Annotated in this window: 16 protein-coding genes; 5 read left to right on the top strand and 11 right to left on the bottom strand. The window is 68.1% G+C overall.

The genetic code is table 11. The features are described from left to right. Positions 1–3 precede the first annotated feature (3 nt). The 3 genes from KTR9_RS16690 to panB all read right to left on the bottom strand — a co-directional run bounded on the left by KTR9_RS16690 (position 4) and on the right by panB (position 3,418). Positions 4–1,497, bottom strand: coding sequence for a CYTH and CHAD domain-containing protein (locus tag KTR9_RS16690; RefSeq protein WP_010841150.1), 1,494 nt, complete (start codon positions 1,495–1,497; stop codon positions 4–6). Between the two features lie 68 nt (positions 1,498–1,565). Further along, a complete protein-coding gene (pip, locus tag KTR9_RS16685) occupies positions 1,566–2,549 on the bottom strand; it encodes a prolyl aminopeptidase (protein ID WP_014927351.1) in 984 nt (327 codons plus the stop codon). A gap of 23 nt (positions 2,550–2,572) precedes the next feature. Continuing rightward, complete coding sequence (panB, locus tag KTR9_RS16680; protein WP_044508027.1) at positions 2,573–3,418, bottom strand: 3-methyl-2-oxobutanoate hydroxymethyltransferase; 846 nt, start codon at positions 3,416–3,418, stop codon at positions 2,573–2,575. 327 nt (positions 3,419–3,745) lie between these two features. Between panB and glnA (KTR9_RS16675) the strand changes: the two genes are divergently transcribed. The 4 genes from glnA (KTR9_RS16675) (at position 3,746) to KTR9_RS16660 (ending at position 9,914) form a co-directional block, all read left to right on the top strand. After that, on the top strand, positions 3,746–5,086 hold the full coding sequence (gene glnA / locus KTR9_RS16675; RefSeq protein WP_010841147.1) for a type I glutamate--ammonia ligase: 1,341 nt from the start codon (positions 3,746–3,748) through the stop codon (positions 5,084–5,086). Positions 5,087–5,152: 66 nt separating this feature from the next. Further along, positions 5,153–8,203, top strand: coding sequence for a bifunctional [glutamine synthetase] adenylyltransferase/[glutamine synthetase]-adenylyl-L-tyrosine phosphorylase (locus tag KTR9_RS16670; protein ID WP_014927348.1), 3,051 nt, complete (start codon positions 5,153–5,155; stop codon positions 8,201–8,203). 77 nt (positions 8,204–8,280) lie between these two features. Beyond that, a complete protein-coding gene (locus KTR9_RS16665; RefSeq protein ID WP_010841145.1) occupies positions 8,281–9,231 on the top strand; it encodes an endonuclease/exonuclease/phosphatase family protein in 951 nt (316 codons plus the stop codon). Next, entirely contained in the window at positions 9,228–9,914 is a 687-nt protein-coding gene (locus tag KTR9_RS16660) for a biliverdin-producing heme oxygenase (RefSeq protein ID WP_014927346.1), read from the top strand. Before KTR9_RS16665 ends, KTR9_RS16660 begins: the two co-directional genes overlap by 4 nt. A gap of 42 nt (positions 9,915–9,956) precedes the next feature. Here the strand turns inward: KTR9_RS16660 and KTR9_RS16655 are convergent, their stop codons facing one another. The 3 genes from KTR9_RS16655 to glnA (KTR9_RS16645) form a co-directional block, all read right to left on the bottom strand. Continuing rightward, complete coding sequence (locus KTR9_RS16655; protein WP_010841143.1) at positions 9,957–10,142, bottom strand: hypothetical protein; 186 nt, start codon at positions 10,140–10,142, stop codon at positions 9,957–9,959. Between the two features lie 237 nt (positions 10,143–10,379). Further along, positions 10,380–10,637 carry a hypothetical protein gene (locus tag KTR9_RS16650; protein ID WP_044506934.1) on the bottom strand — a complete coding sequence of 86 codons (258 nt, stop codon included), beginning with the start codon at positions 10,635–10,637 and terminating at the stop codon, positions 10,380–10,382. 140 nt (positions 10,638–10,777) lie between these two features. Further along, on the bottom strand, positions 10,778–12,211 hold the full coding sequence (gene glnA, locus KTR9_RS16645; protein WP_010841141.1) for a type I glutamate--ammonia ligase: 1,434 nt from the start codon (positions 12,209–12,211) through the stop codon (positions 10,778–10,780). A gap of 321 nt (positions 12,212–12,532) precedes the next feature. On the opposite strand from glnA (KTR9_RS16645), the gene KTR9_RS16640 reads away from it, so the two are divergent. After that, a complete protein-coding gene (locus tag KTR9_RS16640; protein WP_014927344.1) occupies positions 12,533–13,036 on the top strand; it encodes a transporter in 504 nt (167 codons plus the stop codon). A 182-nt stretch (positions 13,037–13,218) separates the two neighbouring features. Here KTR9_RS16640 and KTR9_RS16635 read toward each other — a convergent pair whose 3' ends face one another. The 5 genes from KTR9_RS16635 to sucB form a co-directional block, all read right to left on the bottom strand. After that, positions 13,219–13,959 (bottom strand): DUF4191 domain-containing protein, encoded by a 741-nt coding sequence (locus tag KTR9_RS16635; protein WP_010841139.1) that lies wholly within the window; start codon positions 13,957–13,959, stop codon positions 13,219–13,221. 64 nt (positions 13,960–14,023) lie between these two features. Further along, positions 14,024–15,100, bottom strand: coding sequence for a lipoyl synthase (gene lipA, locus KTR9_RS16630; protein ID WP_010841138.1), 1,077 nt, complete (start codon positions 15,098–15,100; stop codon positions 14,024–14,026). After that, positions 15,097–15,849 (bottom strand): lipoyl(octanoyl) transferase LipB, encoded by a 753-nt coding sequence (gene lipB / locus KTR9_RS16625; RefSeq protein ID WP_014927342.1) that lies wholly within the window; start codon positions 15,847–15,849, stop codon positions 15,097–15,099. Before lipB ends, lipA begins: the two co-directional genes overlap by 4 nt. Continuing rightward, complete coding sequence (locus KTR9_RS16620) at positions 15,842–16,741, bottom strand: TIGR01777 family oxidoreductase (RefSeq protein WP_014927341.1); 900 nt, start codon at positions 16,739–16,741, stop codon at positions 15,842–15,844. Before KTR9_RS16620 ends, lipB begins: the two co-directional genes overlap by 8 nt. A gap of 36 nt (positions 16,742–16,777) precedes the next feature. Further along, positions 16,778–18,589, bottom strand: coding sequence for a 2-oxoglutarate dehydrogenase, E2 component, dihydrolipoamide succinyltransferase (gene sucB, locus KTR9_RS16615; RefSeq protein WP_044506932.1), 1,812 nt, complete (start codon positions 18,587–18,589; stop codon positions 16,778–16,780). Positions 18,590–18,680 lie beyond the last annotated feature (91 nt).

Genomic DNA, 18,680 nt, shown 5'->3' with positions numbered 1-18,680 from the left:
GGGTCAGAGTTCCTTCGCGACCCGACGGTACGCGGCGATCGCACGGTGTCCGTCGGCCTCGAGCCGGGCGTCGATCCGGCCGAGGACGAACATGTCCGGGCCACCGAGGTTTCCGGCCGCCGCGATCTCCGCGAGTCGCGTCCGGTTGATCCGGGTGTCGTTGAAATCCCCCAGGGCGGACTGGATCTTCTTGGCAGCCGAGCCGACCTCGCGGTACTTCTTCTTGCCGAGCGGTTCGGTCGCGTCGATGCTGTAGCGCAGCCGCTTTGCCCGCTTGCGGATGGTGTGCAGCTGCTCTTCCCATTCGTCGGAACCCTCGGTGAACCCGGCGAGGCGGGCCTGCGCTCGATGAATGTGCTTGCGGCTGCGGGCGATCGCCTTGTCGACGACCGTGGTCGCCGGTAGGTCGGCGTCGGGACCCGGAGGGGGCGAGGCGATCAGGCCGTCGATGCTGTCGAGCAGGGTGAAGTACCTCTTCGACGACATGGCGGCGTGCGCCGCGCGAAGTGCCCGGTCGTGCGCGGTGACCTCGGTGCCGGCGAGCTCGGCGAGCAGTTCGGGCGAGGCGTTCTCGCCACGCAGCAGCGACTCGCTCAACTCCAGCTGCACCTCCGAATCGCGCGCGTCACCCAGGATCTGGGCGAGCAGCTTCAGTTCGGCGCCGACGTGTGCGGTGCGCTCGGCGTCGAGGACGGTGGGGAAGCCCGACAACACGCTGCGCAGGCGTCGGCACGCCACGCGCATCTGGTGCACCGCGTCGGGGGCGTCGACGCGCACCAGCGGGTCGTAGGCGACCAGTGAATTGCGGTGGAGCGCGATGTCGGTCACGACGAGTTCGAGTGCGGTGGGCCGCTTGGAGAGTCGCGGCTCGTGCACGGTCGGTGTCGCGCCGATCGCCCGGGCGAGCTTCGACGCGCTCGACGCCTCACGACCGCCACCGGCGCGCAGCGCCTTGTCGGCCGCCTTGAGCAGCTTGGGCGTGCCGCCGGAGAGCAGTTCGAACTCCCACTCCGCCCACTGCTGGCAGTGGCCACCCGGCAGGAGCGACTGCGCGGTCACCAGATCCTCGGCGAGCTCGGCGAGCGGCTCGTCGTCGGCACCCAGCAGCCGGGTCACGGTGCGCGTCGTCGAGATCACCGCGACCGGGATCAGCGTTCGCGCGCGGATGTGGGCCAGGACCGGGCCCGACAGCGCCTCGGGGACCTCGCCGTCCGCGGGCGCCTCGTCGAAACCCACCTGCAGTTCGCGTCGTGCCCCGGGAATGTCGGTGGGGCGCTTGAGGTGCCAGCCCTCGTCGGTCCCGCCGGTGCGCCGGCGCATGGTGATCTTGTTACCGGCGAGATCGAGATTCTCGGTGTCGAAGTAGGTGGCGTCGAGGGAGAAGGTCTCGGGGGTCGTCGCCGAGACGACGCCCGGCAGCGCCCGCAGGTCGGGGGCTGCGTGGCCGGCGTCCACATCGAACTTGAGCTCCACCTCGACCTGCTCGGATGCGGCCACCTGTTCCTCCTGAAGTCGTCGACGGCTGTCCGTCGAGTCTAGTGACCTCGGCCGACCCTCGGCGCCGGCTACCGCGCGAAGCGGTCGGTCGCCTCGATGAGGTGATGGCGGATACCCGGTTCATAGGACGCGTGTCCGGCGTCGGCGACGATGTGCAGATCGGCGGCCGGCCACGCCCGGTGCAGGTCCCACGCGCTGCGCGCCGGGCACACCACGTCGTACCGGCCCTGGACGATCACGCCGGGGATGGAGGCGATCCGGTCGATGTCGTCGAGGAGCTGGCCGTCGCGGAGGAATCCGTGGTTGACGAAGTAGTGGTTCTCGATCGACGCGAACGCGAGGTCGAAGCGGCCGGTATCCCCGGTCTCGGCGTCGTCTCCCGAGGAACCGTCCGAACCCTCGTCGGGGCGGGGGAGGAGGTAGCTCGTCGCCTGCTCCCAGCCCGTCCAGGCGCGGGCTGCGGCGCGGGCGGTCGCGGCATCGCCGGAGGTGAGCAGCCGGTGGTACGCCTCGACCAGGTCGCCGTCGCGCTCGTCGACCGGTATGGGATCGAGGTAGCTCTCCCACAGGTCGGGGTAGATGTGCGCGGCCCCGCCGTTGTAGTACCAGTCGATCTCGCTGCGCCGCAGGAGGAAGATGCCGCGCAGCACGAGTTCGGTGACCCGCTCGGGATGTGTCTGCGCGTAGGCCAGTCCGAGCGTCGAGCCCCACGATCCGCCGAAGACCTGCCAGCGCTCGATCCCGAGATGGGTGCGGAGCCGTTCCATGTCGGCGATCAGGTGCGGCGTCGTGTTGACCGTCAGGTCGGCGCCGTCGGCGATGTGGGGCTGCGACTGTCCGCAGCCGCGCTGGTCGAACAGCACGATCCGGTACTTCGCCGGGTCGAAGAACCTGCGTTGCGCGGGGGCGGTTCCGCCACCGGGCCCGCCGTGCACGAAGACGGCGGGTTTCCCGTCCGGGTTGCCCGACGTCTCCCAGTAGATCTGCTGGCCGTCGCCGACGTCGAGGTGACCGGCGGCGTAGGGCTCGATCTCCGGGTAGAAGTTCCGCATGGACGCCAGCGTAGGCGCCCCGATCAGTAGCTGTGCTCGGGACCCGGGAACACCCCGCGGCGTACCTCGTCGGCGTATTGCTCGGCGGCCGAACGCAACTCGCCACCGACATCGGCGAAGCGCTTGACGAATCGGGCGGTCTTGCCGTGGGTGAGGCCGGCCATGTCCTGCCACACCAGGACCTGGGCGTCGGTCTCGTTGCCCGCGCCGATCCCCACGGTGGGGATGGTGAGCTTGCGGGTGATCTGTCCGGCGAGGTCGGCCGGGACCATCTCCATCACCACGGCGAACGCGCCCGCCTCCTGGACGGCGATGGCGTCGGCGATGAGCTGATCGGCGCCGTCCCCGCGGCCCTGGACGCGGAATCCGCCGAGCCCGTTGACACTCTGCGGGGTGAAACCGATGTGCGCCATGACCGGGATCCCGGCGGCGGTCAACGCGGCGATCTGGGGTGCCACACGCTCGCCGCCCTCGAGCTTCACCGCGTGTGCGCCGGTCTCCTTGAAGATGCGGAACGCGTTTTCGAGGGCGTGCTGCGGACCCATCTCGTAGCTGCCGAACGGCATGTCGGCGACGACGAGTGCGTGCGGTGCGCCGCGTACGACGGCGCGGATCAGCGGGATCATCTCGTCGACGGTGATGGGGATCGTGGTGTCGTAGCCCAGCACGACGTTGGCCGCGGAGTCGCCGACGAGGAGCACGGGGATCTCGGCGGCATCGAAGATGCGGGCGGAGGAGTAGTCGTACGCGGTGAGCATCGACCACTTCTCGCCTTCGGCCTTCATCTGGGCCAGGTGGTGGATGCGGGTCACGCGACGCTTGGCGGACTGGCCGGAGGCGGGCGCACCATAGACCGAGGAATCGGACATCATTGTCTCTTTTCTGCCTCGAGTCCCGACTGGCCGGAGATCGGCGCGGCGGGTACCCGGGTTGAACACGGACGTAGGCCATTGTTTCACCGGCGCGGCCCGTTGTGACCGGTCGTCTCTATGCGATTGGTCACACGTACGAGCGTCCCGACTTTCGGCGTATGCGACTCTGGACACCGAGCCGGCGGTACGACTGTGCCGTGCCGGATCCCAGGTGACCGGCCAGCCGTCTCATCATGTGGGATGGCGTCGGCAAAGCCGCTGCACAGCGAGTTGGATTCGCGCGTGTAACACGGATTTAACAGCGTACTTCTAAGGTCGGCGACCATGGATCGCCAAAAGGAATTCGTGCTGCGGACCCTCGAAGAGCGCGACATCCGTTTCGTCCGTCTGTGGTTCACCGACGTCCTCGGTTATCTGAAGTCCGTGGCGATCGCCCCCGCCGAACTCGAAGGCGCGTTCGCCGAGGGGATCGGCTTCGACGGCTCGGCCATCGAGGGCTTCTCCCGGGTCTCGGAGGCCGACACCGTCGCCAAACCCGATCCGTCGACCTTCCAGGTGCTGCCGTGGACCACCTCGGCCGGCCGGCACCACTCGGCACGCATGTTCTGCGACATCGCGATGCCCGACGGCACCCCCAGCTGGGCCGACTCGCGTCACGTCCTGCGCCGGCAGCTGAACAAGGCCGCCGACCTCGGCTTCAGTTGCTACGTCCATCCCGAGATCGAGTTCTTCCTGCTGAAGGAGGCCCCTCTCGACGGGTCGGTGCCGACCCCGGCGGACTCGGGCGGCTACTTCGACCAGGCCGTCCACGACGCCGCGCCGAACTTCCGGCGGCACGCGATCGAGGCGCTCGAGTCGATGGGCATCTCGGTCGAGTTCTCCCACCACGAGGGCGCTCCGGGGCAGCAGGAGATCGACCTGCGCTACGCCGACGCCCTGTCGATGGCCGACAACGTCATGACGTTCCGCTACCTCATCAAGGAGGTCGCGATCAACGAGGGCGTCTGGGCGACCTTCATGCCCAAGCCGTTCAGCGAGCATCCCGGGTCGGCGATGCACACCCACCTGAGCCTCTTCGAGGGCGACATCAACGCCTTCCACAACCCCGACGACCCGATGCAGCTCTCCGTCACCGGCAAGAAGTTCATCGCCGGCATCCTGCACCACGCCTCGGAGATCAGCGCCGTCACCAATCAGTGGGTCAACAGCTACAAGCGGCTCATCCACGGCGGTGAGGCGCCCACCGCGGCGACCTGGGGTGGCGCGAACCGGTCCGCGCTGATCCGTCTCCCGCTCTACACGCCGAACAAGGCGTCCTCGCGGCGCGTCGAGGTCCGCAGCCCCGACTCAGCCTGCAACCCGTATCTGACCTTCGCGGTCCTGCTGGCCGCCGGACTCAAGGGCATCAACGAGGACTACGAGCTGCCCGACGAGGCAGAGGACGACGTCTGGGCCCTCACCTCGGCCGAGCGTCGCGCGATGGGCTACAAGGAACTCCCCGGAAGCCTGGCCGACGCGTTGAAGGAGATGGAGAACTCGGAGCTGGTCGCCGAAGCACTCGGCGAGCACGTCTTCGACTACTTCCTCCGCAACAAGTGGACGGAATGGACCAACTACCGCAGCCTCGTGACACCGTTCGAGCTGAAGAACTACCTGCCGCTGTAAGGGTGCTGCGGCCCGGTCCGGGACCGCGATGTCGTATTCGGCGGACCCGGTCGCTACTTTTGTGATGTGACAACACGATCGGGACCACCCCCGGCACGGTCCGGACTCCCTGGGCGAGCCGGACGCAGCACGGTCCCCAGCGCGGGCCGCCTGGGTCTCCTCGACGACTCCGCACCACGGAACCTGGCCGACCTCGGCTGGAACACGCCCGAGTCGGTCGACGTGTTGTGGGCGCTGTCGCGATCTCCCGACGCCGACCTCGCGCTGCGAACCCTCGTCCGGCTGCGCGGTGCGGTCGGCGACGAGTGGTCCGAGATCGACGCCCTGGTCCGCGCACAGCGCTCGTTCCGCGGGCGCCTGTTCGCGGTCATCGGTTCCTCCGACGCACTCGCCGATCACCTCGTCGCCGAACCGTCGAGCTGGCGGCTGCTGGTCCCCGACGAGTTGCCCGACCGCGCCGAGGTCGACCGGCTGATGCTCGCCTCGGTCGATGCGCAGCCCGTGCCGGGTGAGATCGAGAAGGGTAATCGGGTGTACCGGGCCCGGCTCACCGGCCCGAAGGCCGTGGTGGCGCTGCGTCTGGCCTACCGCAACCTGATCCTGCAGCTCGCCGCACACGACGTCGCCTCGACCGTCGAGGACGAGCCGGTGATGTGGCTGCCCGAGGTCGGGGCGTACCTGTCCGACCTGGCCGACGCCGCCCTCACCGCGGCACTGGCCGTCGCCTTCGCGGAGGTGTGCGGGGACAAGCCGATCTCGGTTCGCCTCGCCGTCGTCGCGATGGGCAAATGCGGTGCGCGCGAACTCAACTACGTCAGCGATGTCGACGTCATCTTCGTCAGTGACCCGGCCGACGGCACCGCGGCGCGCATCGCCGGCGAGATGATGCGCATCGGTTCACTCGCCTACTTCGAGGTCGACGCCGCACTGCGGCCCGAGGGGAAGTCCGGCGCGCTGACGCGGACACTCGAATCGCATGTTGCCTACTACGAGCGCTGGGCCAAGACCTGGGAGTTCCAGGCGCTCCTGAAAGCACGGGCGATGACCGGCGACATGCAGCTCGCCGACGACTACATCGCCGCCGTCAAACCGATGGTGTGGAAGGCCGCCGAGCGACCCGACTTCGTCCCCGAGGTGCAGAAGATGCGACGGCGGGTCGAATCGCTGGTGCCCGAGGCCGAGCGGGAACGCAACCTCAAACTGGGACGCGGCAGCCTGCGCGACGTCGAGTTCGCGGTCCAGCTCCTGCAGATGGTGCACGGCCGGGTCGACGAGAACCTGCGAGTGATGCCGACCGTCGACGCACTGGCCGCGCTCACCGCGGGCGGTTATGTCGGACGCGACGACGCCGCGAATCTCAGTGCGTCGTACCAATTCCTGCGTCTGCTGGAGCATCGTCTGCAGCTGCAGCGGATGTCCCGGACCCACCTGCTGCCCCAGCCCGACGACCACGAGGCCCTCCGGTGGCTCGCGCGCGCCGCGCACATCCGGCGCGAGGGCGAACTCGACGCGACCGGGGTGCTGCGCGAACAGATCCGCCACCAGAGCCTGCGGGTCCGGCGCCTGCACCAGAAGCTGTTCTACCGGCCGCTGCTCGAAGCGGTCACACGCTTCAAGACCGACGAGCTGACCCTGACCGACACCTCGGCCGAGAGACGGCTGGCCGCACTGGGTTACGCCAAGCCCGAGCGCGCGCTGAGTCACATCCGCGCGCTGTCGAACGCGCCGGGGCGGCGTGGCCAGATCCAGCTCCTCATCCTGCCCCAGTTGCTCGAGCACATCGGGGACACCCCCGATCCCGACGCGGGTCTGTTGAACTACCGCCGGCTGTGCGAGGTCATGGAGGACACCGACTGGTTCCTGCGGCTGTTGCGCGACGACGGCGTCGTCGCGGCGCGGCTGATGAAGGTGCTCGGGACGTCGGAGTACATCGCGAACATGCTGATGCGTTCGCCCGAGGTGATCCACCAGTACTCCGACGGGCCTGACGGGCCCAAGCTGTGCAACGTACGACCCGAGGACGTCGCCAAGGGCCTCATCGCGTCGACCGTCCGCCAGCAGGACATGAAACGCGCGGTGGCCGTGGCCCGGTCGCACCGACGGGCCGAGCTGGTCCGCATCGCTTCGGCCGACGTCCTGGGGCTTCTCGACGTGCCTGCCGTCTGCAACGCGCTGTCGAGTGTCTGGGCGGCGGTGCTCAACGCCGCGCTCACCGTGGCCATCGACATCTCCGAACGCGAGCGGGGGAGCCGGGCGCCGGCCCGCATCGCGGTGATCGGCATGGGCCGGCTCGGCGGCGGTGAGCTCGGCTACGGTTCGGACGCCGACGTGATGTTCGTGTGCCAGCCCGATCGGGACGCCGAGGAGTCCGAGGCGCTCAAGTGGGCGCAGACGATCGCGGAGAACGTGCGGTCGATGCTGGGCAGTCCCAGTGCGGATCCGCCGTTGGAGGTCGACACGGGTCTGCGCCCGGAGGGCCGGAACGGTCCCATCGTGCGGACCCTCGCGTCGTATGCCGCGTACTACGCGCAGTGGGCGCAGCCGTGGGAGGTCCAGGCGCTGCTCCGCGCGCATCAGGTCGCCGGCGACGAGGCGCTCGGCATCGACTTCCTGCACATGATCGATCACGTCCGCTATCCGGCCGGCGGGGTCAGCAACGACGCCGTCAAGGAGATCCGCCGGATCAAGGCCCGGGTGGACGCCGAACGTCTGCCGCGCGGTGCCGATCCGGCCACCCACACGAAACTCGGACGCGGCGGCCTCGCCGACATCGAGTGGACCGTGCAGCTGCTCCAGCTCAAGTACGCGCACCGCTACCGCAGCCTGCACAACACGTCGACCCTCGACTCGCTGGACGCCATCGGCGCCGCGGAGCTGTTGTCGGAGAACGACGTCGCGCTGCTCAAGGACGCCTGGACGACTGCGACGAAGGCGCGCAACGCGCTGGTCCTGGTCCGTGGCAAGCCGATCGACCAACTCCCCGGACCGGGTGCACAGCTGCGTCAGATCGCCTTCGCCGCCGGATGGCCGGAAGACCAGGCCAACGAATTCCTGGAGAATTATCTACGGGTCACGCGCCGGGCCAAGGCCGTGGTGCTCAAGGTCTTCGGGGCCTGACGCGCCGACGCGACTGACCAGGCCCGCAAAGGGCTCAGACGAATCCGGCGGGGGGCACCGGACCACTTGGGGGAGCGATGACGAGATTTCTGTGGGCGGCCGCGTACGTCCTGGGGTGGGCGATGCTCGCCGGCGTGGTGCTGGGCGTGTTCCTGCACTTCTACCCGTCGCGCGGCGACGTCGCGCTGTACCTCACGAGCGGGGTGCAGTTCGCCCTCATCCCCGGGTTGATCGCGATCGTCGTCTTCGGGGTCCTGCGACGCTGGTTCATGCTGGCGCTCGCGGTCGTGGCGGCCGGCGCGCTGGCCTACACACAGGTGCCCCTCGTCGTCGCCGAGCCCGTGCCGGCCGGCGAGCGGTTCACCGTGGTGTCGTCGAATCTGCTCTTCGGCGGTGGCGACCTCGGTGTGCTCGAGAAGATCGTCGCCGACGCCGATCCTGATCTGTTGTCGCTCCAGGAGGTCACACCGGAGGCGTTGGAGCGCCTGCGGCGCAGCGAGATCGGCCGCGCGCTGCCTCATCAGTTCGCGATCCCGTACACGTACGCGGCCGGCACCGCATTGTTCAGCAAGAAGCCGCTCGACGAGCGGTACAACATCCCGGGTACCGTGCTGCACAATCTGCAGGCCCGTACGGATCTGCCGGGGGCGGCGGGGACCCAGGTGCTGGCGATCCACCCGGCTGCACCGCTGTGGGGCCGGAACTGGGACTGGCTCGCCGACATGGACACCCTCGCCGAGCATTTCGAGCAGCTTCCACCCGGGCGGGTCATCGCGATCGGGGACTACAACTCGACCTGGAATCACGCGAAGTACCGCAACCTGCTGACCAACGGACTCGTCGACGGGACCGACCTCGCGGGTGCGGGCTTCCTGCCGAGCTATCCCACCGACAAGCGGATCGGCAACCGGCCCCTGGTCGCCATCGACCGGGTCATCCTGCGCGGCTTCGTGGCGACCTCGATGGACACCCACTACCTTCCGGGTTCCGATCACCGGACTCTGGTGGTATCACTGGTGGCATCATGACCCCCGATCCCGAGAAGGCCGGACCCCAGACCGCCGACGGCCCGAGTGTTCCCGAGTACCCGAGTATCTCCGCGCGACTCCGATCGGCGACCGCGGTGGCGCACGAACGTGCCGAGCATGCTCCGTTCATCGACGATCTGATGTCGGGCCGGCTGGACACCGGGGAGTATCAGCGCCTCGCGATCCAGCTCTACTTCGTCTACGAGGCACTCGAGCGCGTCGGTGCGGAACTGGCCGGGGACCCGGTCGCCGACGCCGTGCTCGACCCGAAACTGCTACGCCTGCAACGACTCGGTGCCGACCTCGCGTCGTTCGGCATCGACCCGTCGCGCGAGACGCCGTTGCCGGCCGTGCGGCGTTATGTGACAGCGATCGAGTCCACCCGTGCCGATCCGGCGCGCTATGTGGCCCATCACTACACGCGTTATCTCGGCGACCTGAGCGGCGGCCAGGTGGTCGCCCATCGCATGCGGGAGCACTACGGCGTCGGCGACGACGCGCTGAGTTTCTACTCGTTCGACGAGATCGACAAGCTCAAGCGCTACAAGGACGCCTACCGGGCGCGGCTCGACGCGCTACCCCTCGACGCGGACGGGATCGATCGTCTCGTCGACGAGGCCGTGGCGGCGTTCGATCACAACCAGGCTGTGTTCGGCGATCTCGACGGTGCCCGGGCAGCCTGACCCATAGGTCCGCCCGAGCGGCCGGGATCTGTCGAGCTCGGCTCAGTTGACCTGCAGCTTGACCGTGCGGTGCAGCACGACCTCGCTCACATCGTCGTGGCCCTTCACGAGCTCGATACGCAGCTGGTTGTCGTCGAGACGACTGGTGGTGCGAACCACGCGAGGGGTGCCTTCGAGGCTGATCCGGTCGCCGGGTACGAGGTCTTCGACATATACATCACGGGTCATCCGTCCAAACTACGGTCGTACCTTGTGAGTCGGCAGGGCAACAAGTCCCAAAAGTGATATGGATCACGTGTGAGGGTCACCACGCCGGCGGCCGATGCTTCGGCGATCGCCGTTCCACGGTCTCACCGTGAGACGAATCGTCGGCGCGATCGAGCTTGTTCTACGGGCGGGGCCGGCACACGTCAGGAGTCGGAGAGGAAAGCTGCGACGGCCATGCGCCCGAGGTGCGTGGCGTCGTTACTCTCTCGCCTCGGAGATGGACAGCACGACGGTGGTTCGCTCATCGGAGTCCAGCGTGTCGTCGTCGGGAGTGTGATCGACCAACGAGAGGTGCGCAACGTTGGCGAGATTCACGAGGTGAGCCGATCCCTCGAGTTCGAGGGCGATCGGTTCGCGTTGCCGGACCACGTCGCGGACGAACTGCATCACCTCCGGGACCGACTCCGCAAACAGCAGGCGGATCTCGAACTCGTCGGACGTCAGAAGTGTGCCCATGCGGCTCATCGTCGCACGGTGCGCCGGTCGAATTGGGCGCCTCGCGCGGATTGACGTGCCGGTAGCTGTACAACGAAACGGCCCGCTCGGCGATCGGAGTGCGATCGCGGAGCGGGCCGAGTCGATGTGAGCCGAGTGGCTCAGCAGTCGTAGTACAGCGAGAACTCGTACGGGTGCGGACGGATCTGCACCGGCTCGATCTCGTTCTCACGCTTCAGCGCGATCCAGGTCTCGATGAGGTCCTCGGTGAACACGCCACCGGCGGTGAGGTACTCGTGATCCTCTTCGAGGCGGTCGATGACCGCGGCCAGCGAGGTCGGAGCCTGCGGGATGCTCTTCGCCTCCTCCGGCGGGAGCTCGTAGAGGTCCTTGTCGACGGGCTCGTGCGGCTCGATCTTGTTCTTGATGCCGTCCAGGCCGGCCATCATCATCGCGGCGAACGCCAGGTACGGGTTGCCCGAGCTGTCCGGGCAACGGAACTCGAGGCGCTTGGCCTTCGGGTTGTTGCCGGTGATCGGGATACGCACACAGGCCGACCGGTTGCGCTGGCTGTAGACGAGGTTGATGGGGGCCTCGTAGCCCGGCACCAGACGCTTGTAGGAGTTGACCGTCGGGTTGGTGAAGGCCAGCAACGACGGTGCGTGGTGCAGGATGCCGCCGATGTAGTAGCGCGCCAGATCCGACAGGCCCGCGTAGCCGGCCTCGTCGTGGAACAGCGGCTTGCCGTCCTTCCACAGGGACTGGTGGGCGTGCATGCCCGAGCCGTTGTCACCGAACAGCGGCTTCGGCATGAAGGTGACCGACTTGCCGTTCTGCCACGCCGTGTTCTTGATGATGTACTTGAACAGCTGCACGTCATCGGCTGCGTGGAGCAGCGTGTTGAACTTGTAGTTGATCTCCGCCTGGCCCGCGGTGCCGACCTCGTGGTGGCCGCGCTCGAGCTCGAAGCCCGAGTTCTGCAGGTTGGTCGACATCTCGTCGCGCAGGTCGACGTAGTGGTCGTACGGAGCGACGGGGAAGTAGCCACCCTTCGGGCGGACCTTGTAGCCGAGGTTCGGGCTGCCGTCGGGATCGGTCGGGGACGCGGTGTTCCACCAGCCGGACTCGGACTCGACCTCGTAGAAGGTGCCGTTCATCTCGGAGCCGAAGGACACCGAGTCGAAGATGTAGAACTCGGCCTCGGCGCCGAAGAAGCAGGTGTCCGCCACGCCGGTGGAGGCGAGGTAGTCCTCGGCCTTGCGGGCGACGTTGCGCGGGTCGCGGCTGTAGGCCTCACGGGTGAACGGATCGTGGACGAAGAAGCTGAGGTTCATCGTCTTGGCCTTGCGGAACGGGTCGATCCGCGCGGTGGCCGGGTCGGGCAGCAGCATCATGTCCGACTCGTTGATGGACTGGAAGCCACGCACCGACGAGCCGTCGAATGCCAGACCGTCCTCGAAGACGTCCTCGTCGAAGGCCGACGCGGGGATCGAGAAGTGCTGCATGACACCGGGCAGGTCGCAGAATCGGATGTCGACGTACTCGACACCTTCCTTCTTGATGCCCTCGAGTAGTTCTTCTTTACTGCTGTACACCGTGCGGTGACTCCTTCGTGATCGGTGGTCCGTGTATGGGGACACGCCACATCCGCCACTGAGAAACAGCAGCGGATCTCAGCGGCAACCGTATGGAGGCGAAGTTGCCCATGCGCTAAGTCCGTGTTTCCCCCGTGTTACACGCGAGTGGTATTCGCTACACGGTGTGTCCGGGGCGCGACGCACTCGGCGCACCCCAACCCTAGCGGGAGGCCCGAACGGGCGGGACGGGTCGCCACAACCAGCGACTACGATGGTTCCCAGTGCGGCGACGACGCGGACCGAGGGGGCTGCGCGGTCGCGTGAGAGGAGTCATCACCGATGGGACGAGTCACGGGTTCCTGGCTGTCGGGACCGCAGATCGGTCCCGCGACCGGCGTGGACAACGAGTACCGAGGGCAAGATCTCGGCCTGCCGGAGAGCGGTCCCGGGTCGCTGGCGACCGGCTGGCCACGGGTTGCGGCTTTGCTCGTCGACTGGCTGATCGCCGGTGGTCTGGCAATGGCGTTCGTCGGGTTTCCCTCTGCCCACCTGGGCACCACCCAACTGGGCATCTGGTTCGTCATGGGCGTCTTCGCGGTGACGCTGTTCGGCTTCACACCCGGCCAGCTCGTCATCGGGATGCGAGTCGCGCGAGTCGACTTCGGCGCTGAACGCAACACCGCGGAGGCGACCGGCGAACAGAGCCCGGCTGCCGTCGGGATCGTTCGGGCCTTCTTCCGTCAGCTGCTGATGGTGTTCCTGGTTCCGGCCCTGATCAACGATTACAACGGACGCGCTCTCCACGACCGCGCGACCGGCACCGCGCTCGTCCGGACCCGCTGACAGGCGCCGAGCCGCCCGCGGACCCACCACTCACCGACAAACCCACCACCGGATCGGACTTGGTCCAGATCGGTGGTGGGTTTGGTCGTATGCAGGGCGCACAGTCGATGGGATTCAGCGCACAGTCGACGGAATCGGGCGCCCAGTCGACGGGATTTGACGCCCAGTCGACGGGTGTGGCGTCAGCCGCGGCGGCGTGCCGTCCGCTGCATGCTGCGCATCTTGGCGTTCCCGGGCAGGGGCCCCTTCGGCATCCCGGGGCCGGGAGCCTTGCTGCCGAGGGCGGAGAGCCGTCCCTCGAGGGTCTCCATCCGCTTGCGGTCGATGTTGCTGGGCAACTTGTTGAGGTGCCGCTCGAGCTTCGACAGCGGGACCTGGCCGTCGTCGTTGCCGACCATGATCTCGTAGATCGGGGTGTCGCCGACGACGCGCGCGACCTTCTTCTTCTCCTGGCCGAGCAGGGACTTGATGCGCGTGGGCGAGCCTTCACCCACGAGGATGACGCCCGGCTTGCCGATGACCCGGTGCACGGCGTCGAGCTGGGACGTCCCGGCGACGGCCTGCTTCACCCGCCACTGTCCGCGCATGTTGCCCAGCGCCCAGCCCGCGGCGCCCGGCTGTCCCTCGGCCTTGGTGTACACGTTCTTCTGGACCCGGCGGCCGAACAGGATGAACGCGCCCAGGATGCCCAGCACCACGCCGAGGGGGATCAGCAGCCACGGCGAGCCGAGCACGAACCCGAGGACGGTGAAGACGGCGATCGACAGGACGATCACACCCACCATGTAGGGGATGAGCCGTTTGTCTTCCTTGCGCTGCATCTGGAAGGCCTGCCACAGCTGCTGGCGCCGTTCCTTCGATGCCGCCTTACGGGCCTTCTTCTTCTCGGCCTTGACCTCTTTGTTCACCTGCGCCTTTGCCATGAGGCCAGTTTACGTCCGCGCGTCCGGCGACCGCCGGAAAGGTCACCGGACGCCGCACGAGGGGTCAGCGGGCGAGGCGTGCCATCAGGCTGGAGGCCTCCTGGCTTGCCGATCCCTCGGCTGCCAGGTGGGCCAGAGCGGGTGAGATGTCGCGGCCGTGGTGGGCCATTGCCTGCGCATAGAGCCGGCCTGCCCGGTACGACGAGCGCACCAACGGACCCGCCATGACACCGGCGAAACCGACCTCGGTGGCGAACTCGGAATGGTCGACGAACTCCTCGGGCTTGACCCAGCGCTCGACCGGATGATGCCGCGGCGACGGGCGCAGGTACTGCGTGATGGTCAGGATGTCGCAGCCCGCCTCGTGCAGATCCACGATCGCCGACTGCACCTCCTGCGGTGTCTCACCCATGCCCAGGATCAGATTCGACTTCGTCACCAGACCGAAATCGCGTGCGGCGGTGAGGACTTCGAGGGACCGCTCGTAGCGGAACGCCGGGCGGATGCGCTTGAAGATGCGCGGCACGGTCTCGAGGTTGTGTGCGAGCACCTCGGGCCGGGCGTCGAAGACCTCGGCCAGCAGATCGGGCTTGGCATGGAAGTCCGGGATGAGGTTCTCGACACCGGTGCCGGGATTGAGGCGATGGATCGCGCGGACGGTCTCGGCGTAGAGCCAGGCACCCTCGTCGGGCAGGTCGTCGCGGGCCACGCCGGTGATGGTCGAATAGCGCAGGCCCATCGCCTGCACGCTCTCGGCGACGCGGCGGGGTTCGTCGCGGTCGAGGGCGGCGGGCTTGCCGGTGTCGATCTGGCAGAAGTCGCAGCGGCGGGTGCACTGTTCGCCGCCGATGAGGAAGGTCGCCTCGCGGTCTTCCCAGCACTCGTAGATGTTGGGGCAGCCGGCTTCTTCGCAGACGGTGTGCAGGCCTTCACGTTTGACCAGGCCCTTGAGTTCGGTGAACTCCGGGCCCATCGTCGCGCGGGTCCGGATCCACTCCGGCTTGCGTTCGATGGGGGTCTGCGCGTTGCGCACCTCGAGGCGGAGCAGCTTGCGGCCTTCGGGGGCGGGGTTTGAGGGTGCCGTTGCCGAGGGTGTGGCTTCGGGGGCACCGGGTCCGGGGGTGAGGGGGGACGCGGTCACTGTATCGATCCTACGCTTGCAGAAGTGGGTGTTCCGGACTGTGTGGCGGCGGTCGCCGGGGTGCCGGTGGTGTCGGAATGGGTGACGTCGAAAGTGGGTGCGTCGAGTGCGGACAGCACCGCGTCGGCGGTGACGTCGAGCATGTCGTGCACCGACAGCGGCCGCGCGAGTTCGCGGGCGAGCGAGGTCACCCCGGCGTCGGCGATCCCGCAGGGGACGATCGCCTCGAAGGCTGCCATGTCGGGGTCGACGTTGAGCGCGAACCCGTGCAACGCGACTCCGCGCGCGACGCGGATACCGATCTGCCCGAGCTTGCGTTCCCCGGCGTCGTCGGTGATCCACACGCCCGACCGGCCGTCGACGCGCCCGGTCGTCACGCCCAGTCCGGCGCAGACCGAGATGAGTGCTGCCTCGAGCCGCCGTACGTACTCGACGACGTCCAGCGGCTCGGCGAGCTTGACGATCGGGTAACCGACGAGCTGCCCGGGGCCGTGCCAGGTGATCCGCCCGCCGCGGTCGACGTCGACCACCGGTGCGCCGTTCGTGGGCCGGTCGGAGTCCTCGGTGCGTTTGCCCGCGGTGTAGACGGAGGGGTGCTCCAGCAGGAGCAGGACGTCGTGGTCGAGGAGGCCGTCCGCGCGTTCGGTGGCCAGACCGTGCTGCATGTCGTAGGCAGCCTGGTAGTCGAGGACGCCGAGCCGACGGATCTCGACCGGTTCGGTACTCGCGCGGATCGGACGATCAGTCATGGCGATTGGTTCCGGTGGCGTAGGCCAGGGCCTCGTCGACACCGGGATGGGTGAAGGTGAATCCGTGATCGGTCAGCACCTCAGGTGCAACGCGTTGACTGAACAAAATCATTTCCTCGGCCATCTCGCCGCCGACCCGGCGCGCCGCGAAGGCCGGAACCTTGAGCACCGTCGGGCGGTGTACGGCGCGGCCCAGCGCCGACGCGAACTCGCCGAACGGCACCGCGCCGGGCGCGCTCAGGTTCACGGGCCCGGACACGTCGGAGTCGAGGAGGAACTCGATGGCACGTACCTCGTCGACGAGGCTGATCCAGGAGAAGTACTGCTTCCCGTCGCCGATGGGCCCGCCGAGCCCCAGCTTGAACAGCGGACGAAGCTTGCCGAGAAGACCGCCCTGCGCACTCAACACCGGTGCGGTCCGCAGGAGGACCAGGCGGGTGTCGGTGCCGACGTTGGTACGGGCGGCGGCCTCCCAGTCGACGACCAGGTCCGCGAGGAATCCCTCTCCGGGACCGTCGGTTTCGACGGCGGGACGGCTGCCGGTGTCGCCGTAGAAACCGGACGCACTGGCACTCACGAACGTGGGGATGCCGAGATCACGCACGGCCTCGGCGAGGACCTCGGTCGGCGTGACCCGGGAGTTCCGCAGTTCCTGTTTGAAGCGCCCGGTCCACCGGCCGTTTCCGACCCCCACGCCGCCGAGCGACACCACCGCCTCGACGCCCTCGAGACTCTCGGGCGGCACGCCGATGGTCTCGGGATCCCAGCTGAACTCGTCATCGGCGCGTGCCTCGCGGCGGACCAGACGGGTGACCGTGTGGCCCGCCGCGCGCAGCGAGTTGACCAGGGCGTTGCCGATGAGCCCCTGCGAACCTGCGACGGCGATGCGCATCGTGAGTCCTCGGTGTGCCGTAACCGGAGATCCGGGCTAGAGGCCCAGGTCCGCGGCGAAGGCGGCCTCTTCGAGGCGCTTCTTCACCGTGGTGAGGAAGCGGCCCGCGTCGGCGCCGTCGATGAGACGGTGATCGTAGGTCAGCGGCAGGTAGGACATCGACCGCACTGCGATCGACTCCGAGCCGTCCTCGCCGGTGATGACGACCGGACGCTTGACGATCGCTCCGGTACCGAGCATCGCGGCCTGCGGGGGGACCAGGATCGGGGTGTCGAAGAGCGCACCCTGACTGCCGATGTTGGTGATGGTGAAGGTGCCGCCGGCGAGCTCGTCGGGCTTGAGTCCGTTGGAGCGTGCCCGCGCCGCGATGTCGGCGATGGCGCGTGCCAGGCCGGCGATCGACAGGTCATCGGCGTTGTGGATGACCGGCGACAGCAGTCCCTGCGGGGTGTCGACGGCGATGCCGAGATGCACCTTGTCGTAGTAGGTGATCTCCTTCTTGTCCTCGTCGATCGAGGCGTTGACGTTGGGATGCGCCTTCAGCGCCTCCACGACGGCCTTCGCGATGAACGGGAGGTACGTCAGGTTGACACCCTCGGACGCCTTGAAGCTCTCCTTGGCCGCCTTGCGGAGTCCGGCGATGCGGGTCATGTCGACCTCGAAGACCTGCGTGAGCTGTGCGCTCTGCTGCAGCGACTCGCGCGTCTTCTTGGCGGTGATCTGACGGATGCGGTTGATCTTCTGCGTGGTCCCGCGCAGCTCGGCCAGCTCGGGGCGGATCTCCGGCGATGCGGACTTCCCGGCCGATGCCGCGGGTGCCGACGGAGCAGCCGCCGCGGGCTTCTGCTCGGGAGCAGGTGCCTTGGCCTCCTCGGCGGCGGCGAGCACGTCCTGCTTGCGGATCCGGCCACCGACACCGGTGCCCTTGATCGCGTTGAGGTCGATGTTGTTCTCCGCGGCCAGCTTGCGCACCAGCGGGGTCACGTACGGAGTCGACTCGACGGTCGGCGGATCGGACTTCTCCGCGGCCTGCGACTTGGGCTCCGAGGTCTTCGGTTCGGCCTTCGGTGCGGGCTTCTGCTCCTCCTCGGGGGCGGGCGCCTGCTCGGGCTCGGGTTCCGGCTCCGACTTCTGCTCGGGCTCGGGCTCGGGCTCGGGTTCCGGTTCGGGTTCCGGCTCGGGCTCCTTCTTCGACGGTGCTGCCGAGGCATCACCGATGACGGCGAGCTTGCCGCCGACCTCGATGACGTCGTCCTCCTGCGCGAGGATCTCGAGCAGGGTGCCGGCGACGGGGGAGGGGATCTCGGTGTCGACCTTGTCGGTGGAGACCTCGAGGAGCGGTTCGTCGGCGGCGACCTCGTCGCCGACGGACTTCAGCCAGTTGGTGACGGTGCCCTCGGTGACCGATTCGCCGAGTTCGGGCATGAGCACGTCGGTGCCCTCTGCGGAGCCGGAACCGGTGTCGGCCGTGGGCTTCTCGGCGGGAGCGTCCTCATCGGTGGAGGGCTCCTCGGCGGCCTGCTCGGGCTCGGGCTCGGGGGCGGCCTCGGTCGGCTCGTCGCCGCCGGCGGAATCCGAACCGGAATCGTCCGAGCCGGAGTCGGCCTCGTCGGCGTCACCGATCAGGGCGAGGTCGCCGCCGACCTCGACGACGTCGTCCTCCTGGGCGATGATCTTCGTCAGCACACCCGAAGTGGGCGCCGGGATCTCGGTGTCGACCTTGTCGGTCGACACCTCCAGCAATGGTTCGTCGGCCTCGACGGTGTCGCCCTCCTCCTTCAGCCACCGGGTGACTGTCCCCTCGGTGACACTTTCACCAAGGGCGGGCATCTGGACGGAGAAGGCCATCGTTGTGAACTCCTGAACTCGACGTGGTGGTCTGTAGGTGATGCCCAATGGTGTGTGCGCCGTGGGCACGGGGTCGGGGGCGGTTCGGAGC

Source organism: Gordonia sp. KTR9 (assembly GCF_000143885.2).
In the GTDB taxonomy this organism is placed as follows: domain Bacteria; phylum Actinomycetota; class Actinomycetes; order Mycobacteriales; family Mycobacteriaceae; genus Gordonia.
This window is presented reverse-complemented; position numbering and strand designations above follow the sequence as displayed.

Excerpts from the sequence above, each read along its gene's own strand:
- pip (WP_014927351.1), bottom strand. The coding sequence starts at position 2,549 with ATGCGGAACTTCTACCCGGAGATCGAGCCCTACGCCGCCGGTCACCTC.
- panB (WP_044508027.1), bottom strand. The coding sequence starts at position 3,418 with ATGTCCGATTCCTCGGTCTATGGTGCGCCCGCCTCCGGCCAGTCCGCC.
- glnA (WP_010841147.1), top strand. The coding sequence starts at position 3,746 with ATGGATCGCCAAAAGGAATTCGTGCTGCGGACCCTCGAAGAGCGCGAC.
- KTR9_RS16665 (WP_010841145.1), top strand. The coding sequence starts at position 8,281 with ATGACGAGATTTCTGTGGGCGGCCGCGTACGTCCTGGGGTGGGCGATG.
- KTR9_RS16660 (WP_014927346.1), top strand. The coding sequence starts at position 9,228 with ATGACCCCCGATCCCGAGAAGGCCGGACCCCAGACCGCCGACGGCCCG.
- KTR9_RS16655 (WP_010841143.1), bottom strand. The coding sequence starts at position 10,142 with ATGACCCGTGATGTATATGTCGAAGACCTCGTACCCGGCGACCGGATC.
- KTR9_RS16650 (WP_044506934.1), bottom strand. The coding sequence starts at position 10,637 with ATGGGCACACTTCTGACGTCCGACGAGTTCGAGATCCGCCTGCTGTTT.
- KTR9_RS16640 (WP_014927344.1), top strand. The coding sequence starts at position 12,533 with ATGGGACGAGTCACGGGTTCCTGGCTGTCGGGACCGCAGATCGGTCCC.
- KTR9_RS16635 (WP_010841139.1), bottom strand. The coding sequence starts at position 13,959 with ATGGCAAAGGCGCAGGTGAACAAAGAGGTCAAGGCCGAGAAGAAGAAG.
- lipB (WP_014927342.1), bottom strand. The coding sequence starts at position 15,849 with ATGACTGATCGTCCGATCCGCGCGAGTACCGAACCGGTCGAGATCCGT.
- KTR9_RS16620 (WP_014927341.1), bottom strand. The coding sequence starts at position 16,741 with ATGCGCATCGCCGTCGCAGGTTCGCAGGGGCTCATCGGCAACGCCCTG.
- sucB (WP_044506932.1), bottom strand. The coding sequence starts at position 18,589 with ATGGCCTTCTCCGTCCAGATGCCCGCCCTTGGTGAAAGTGTCACCGAG.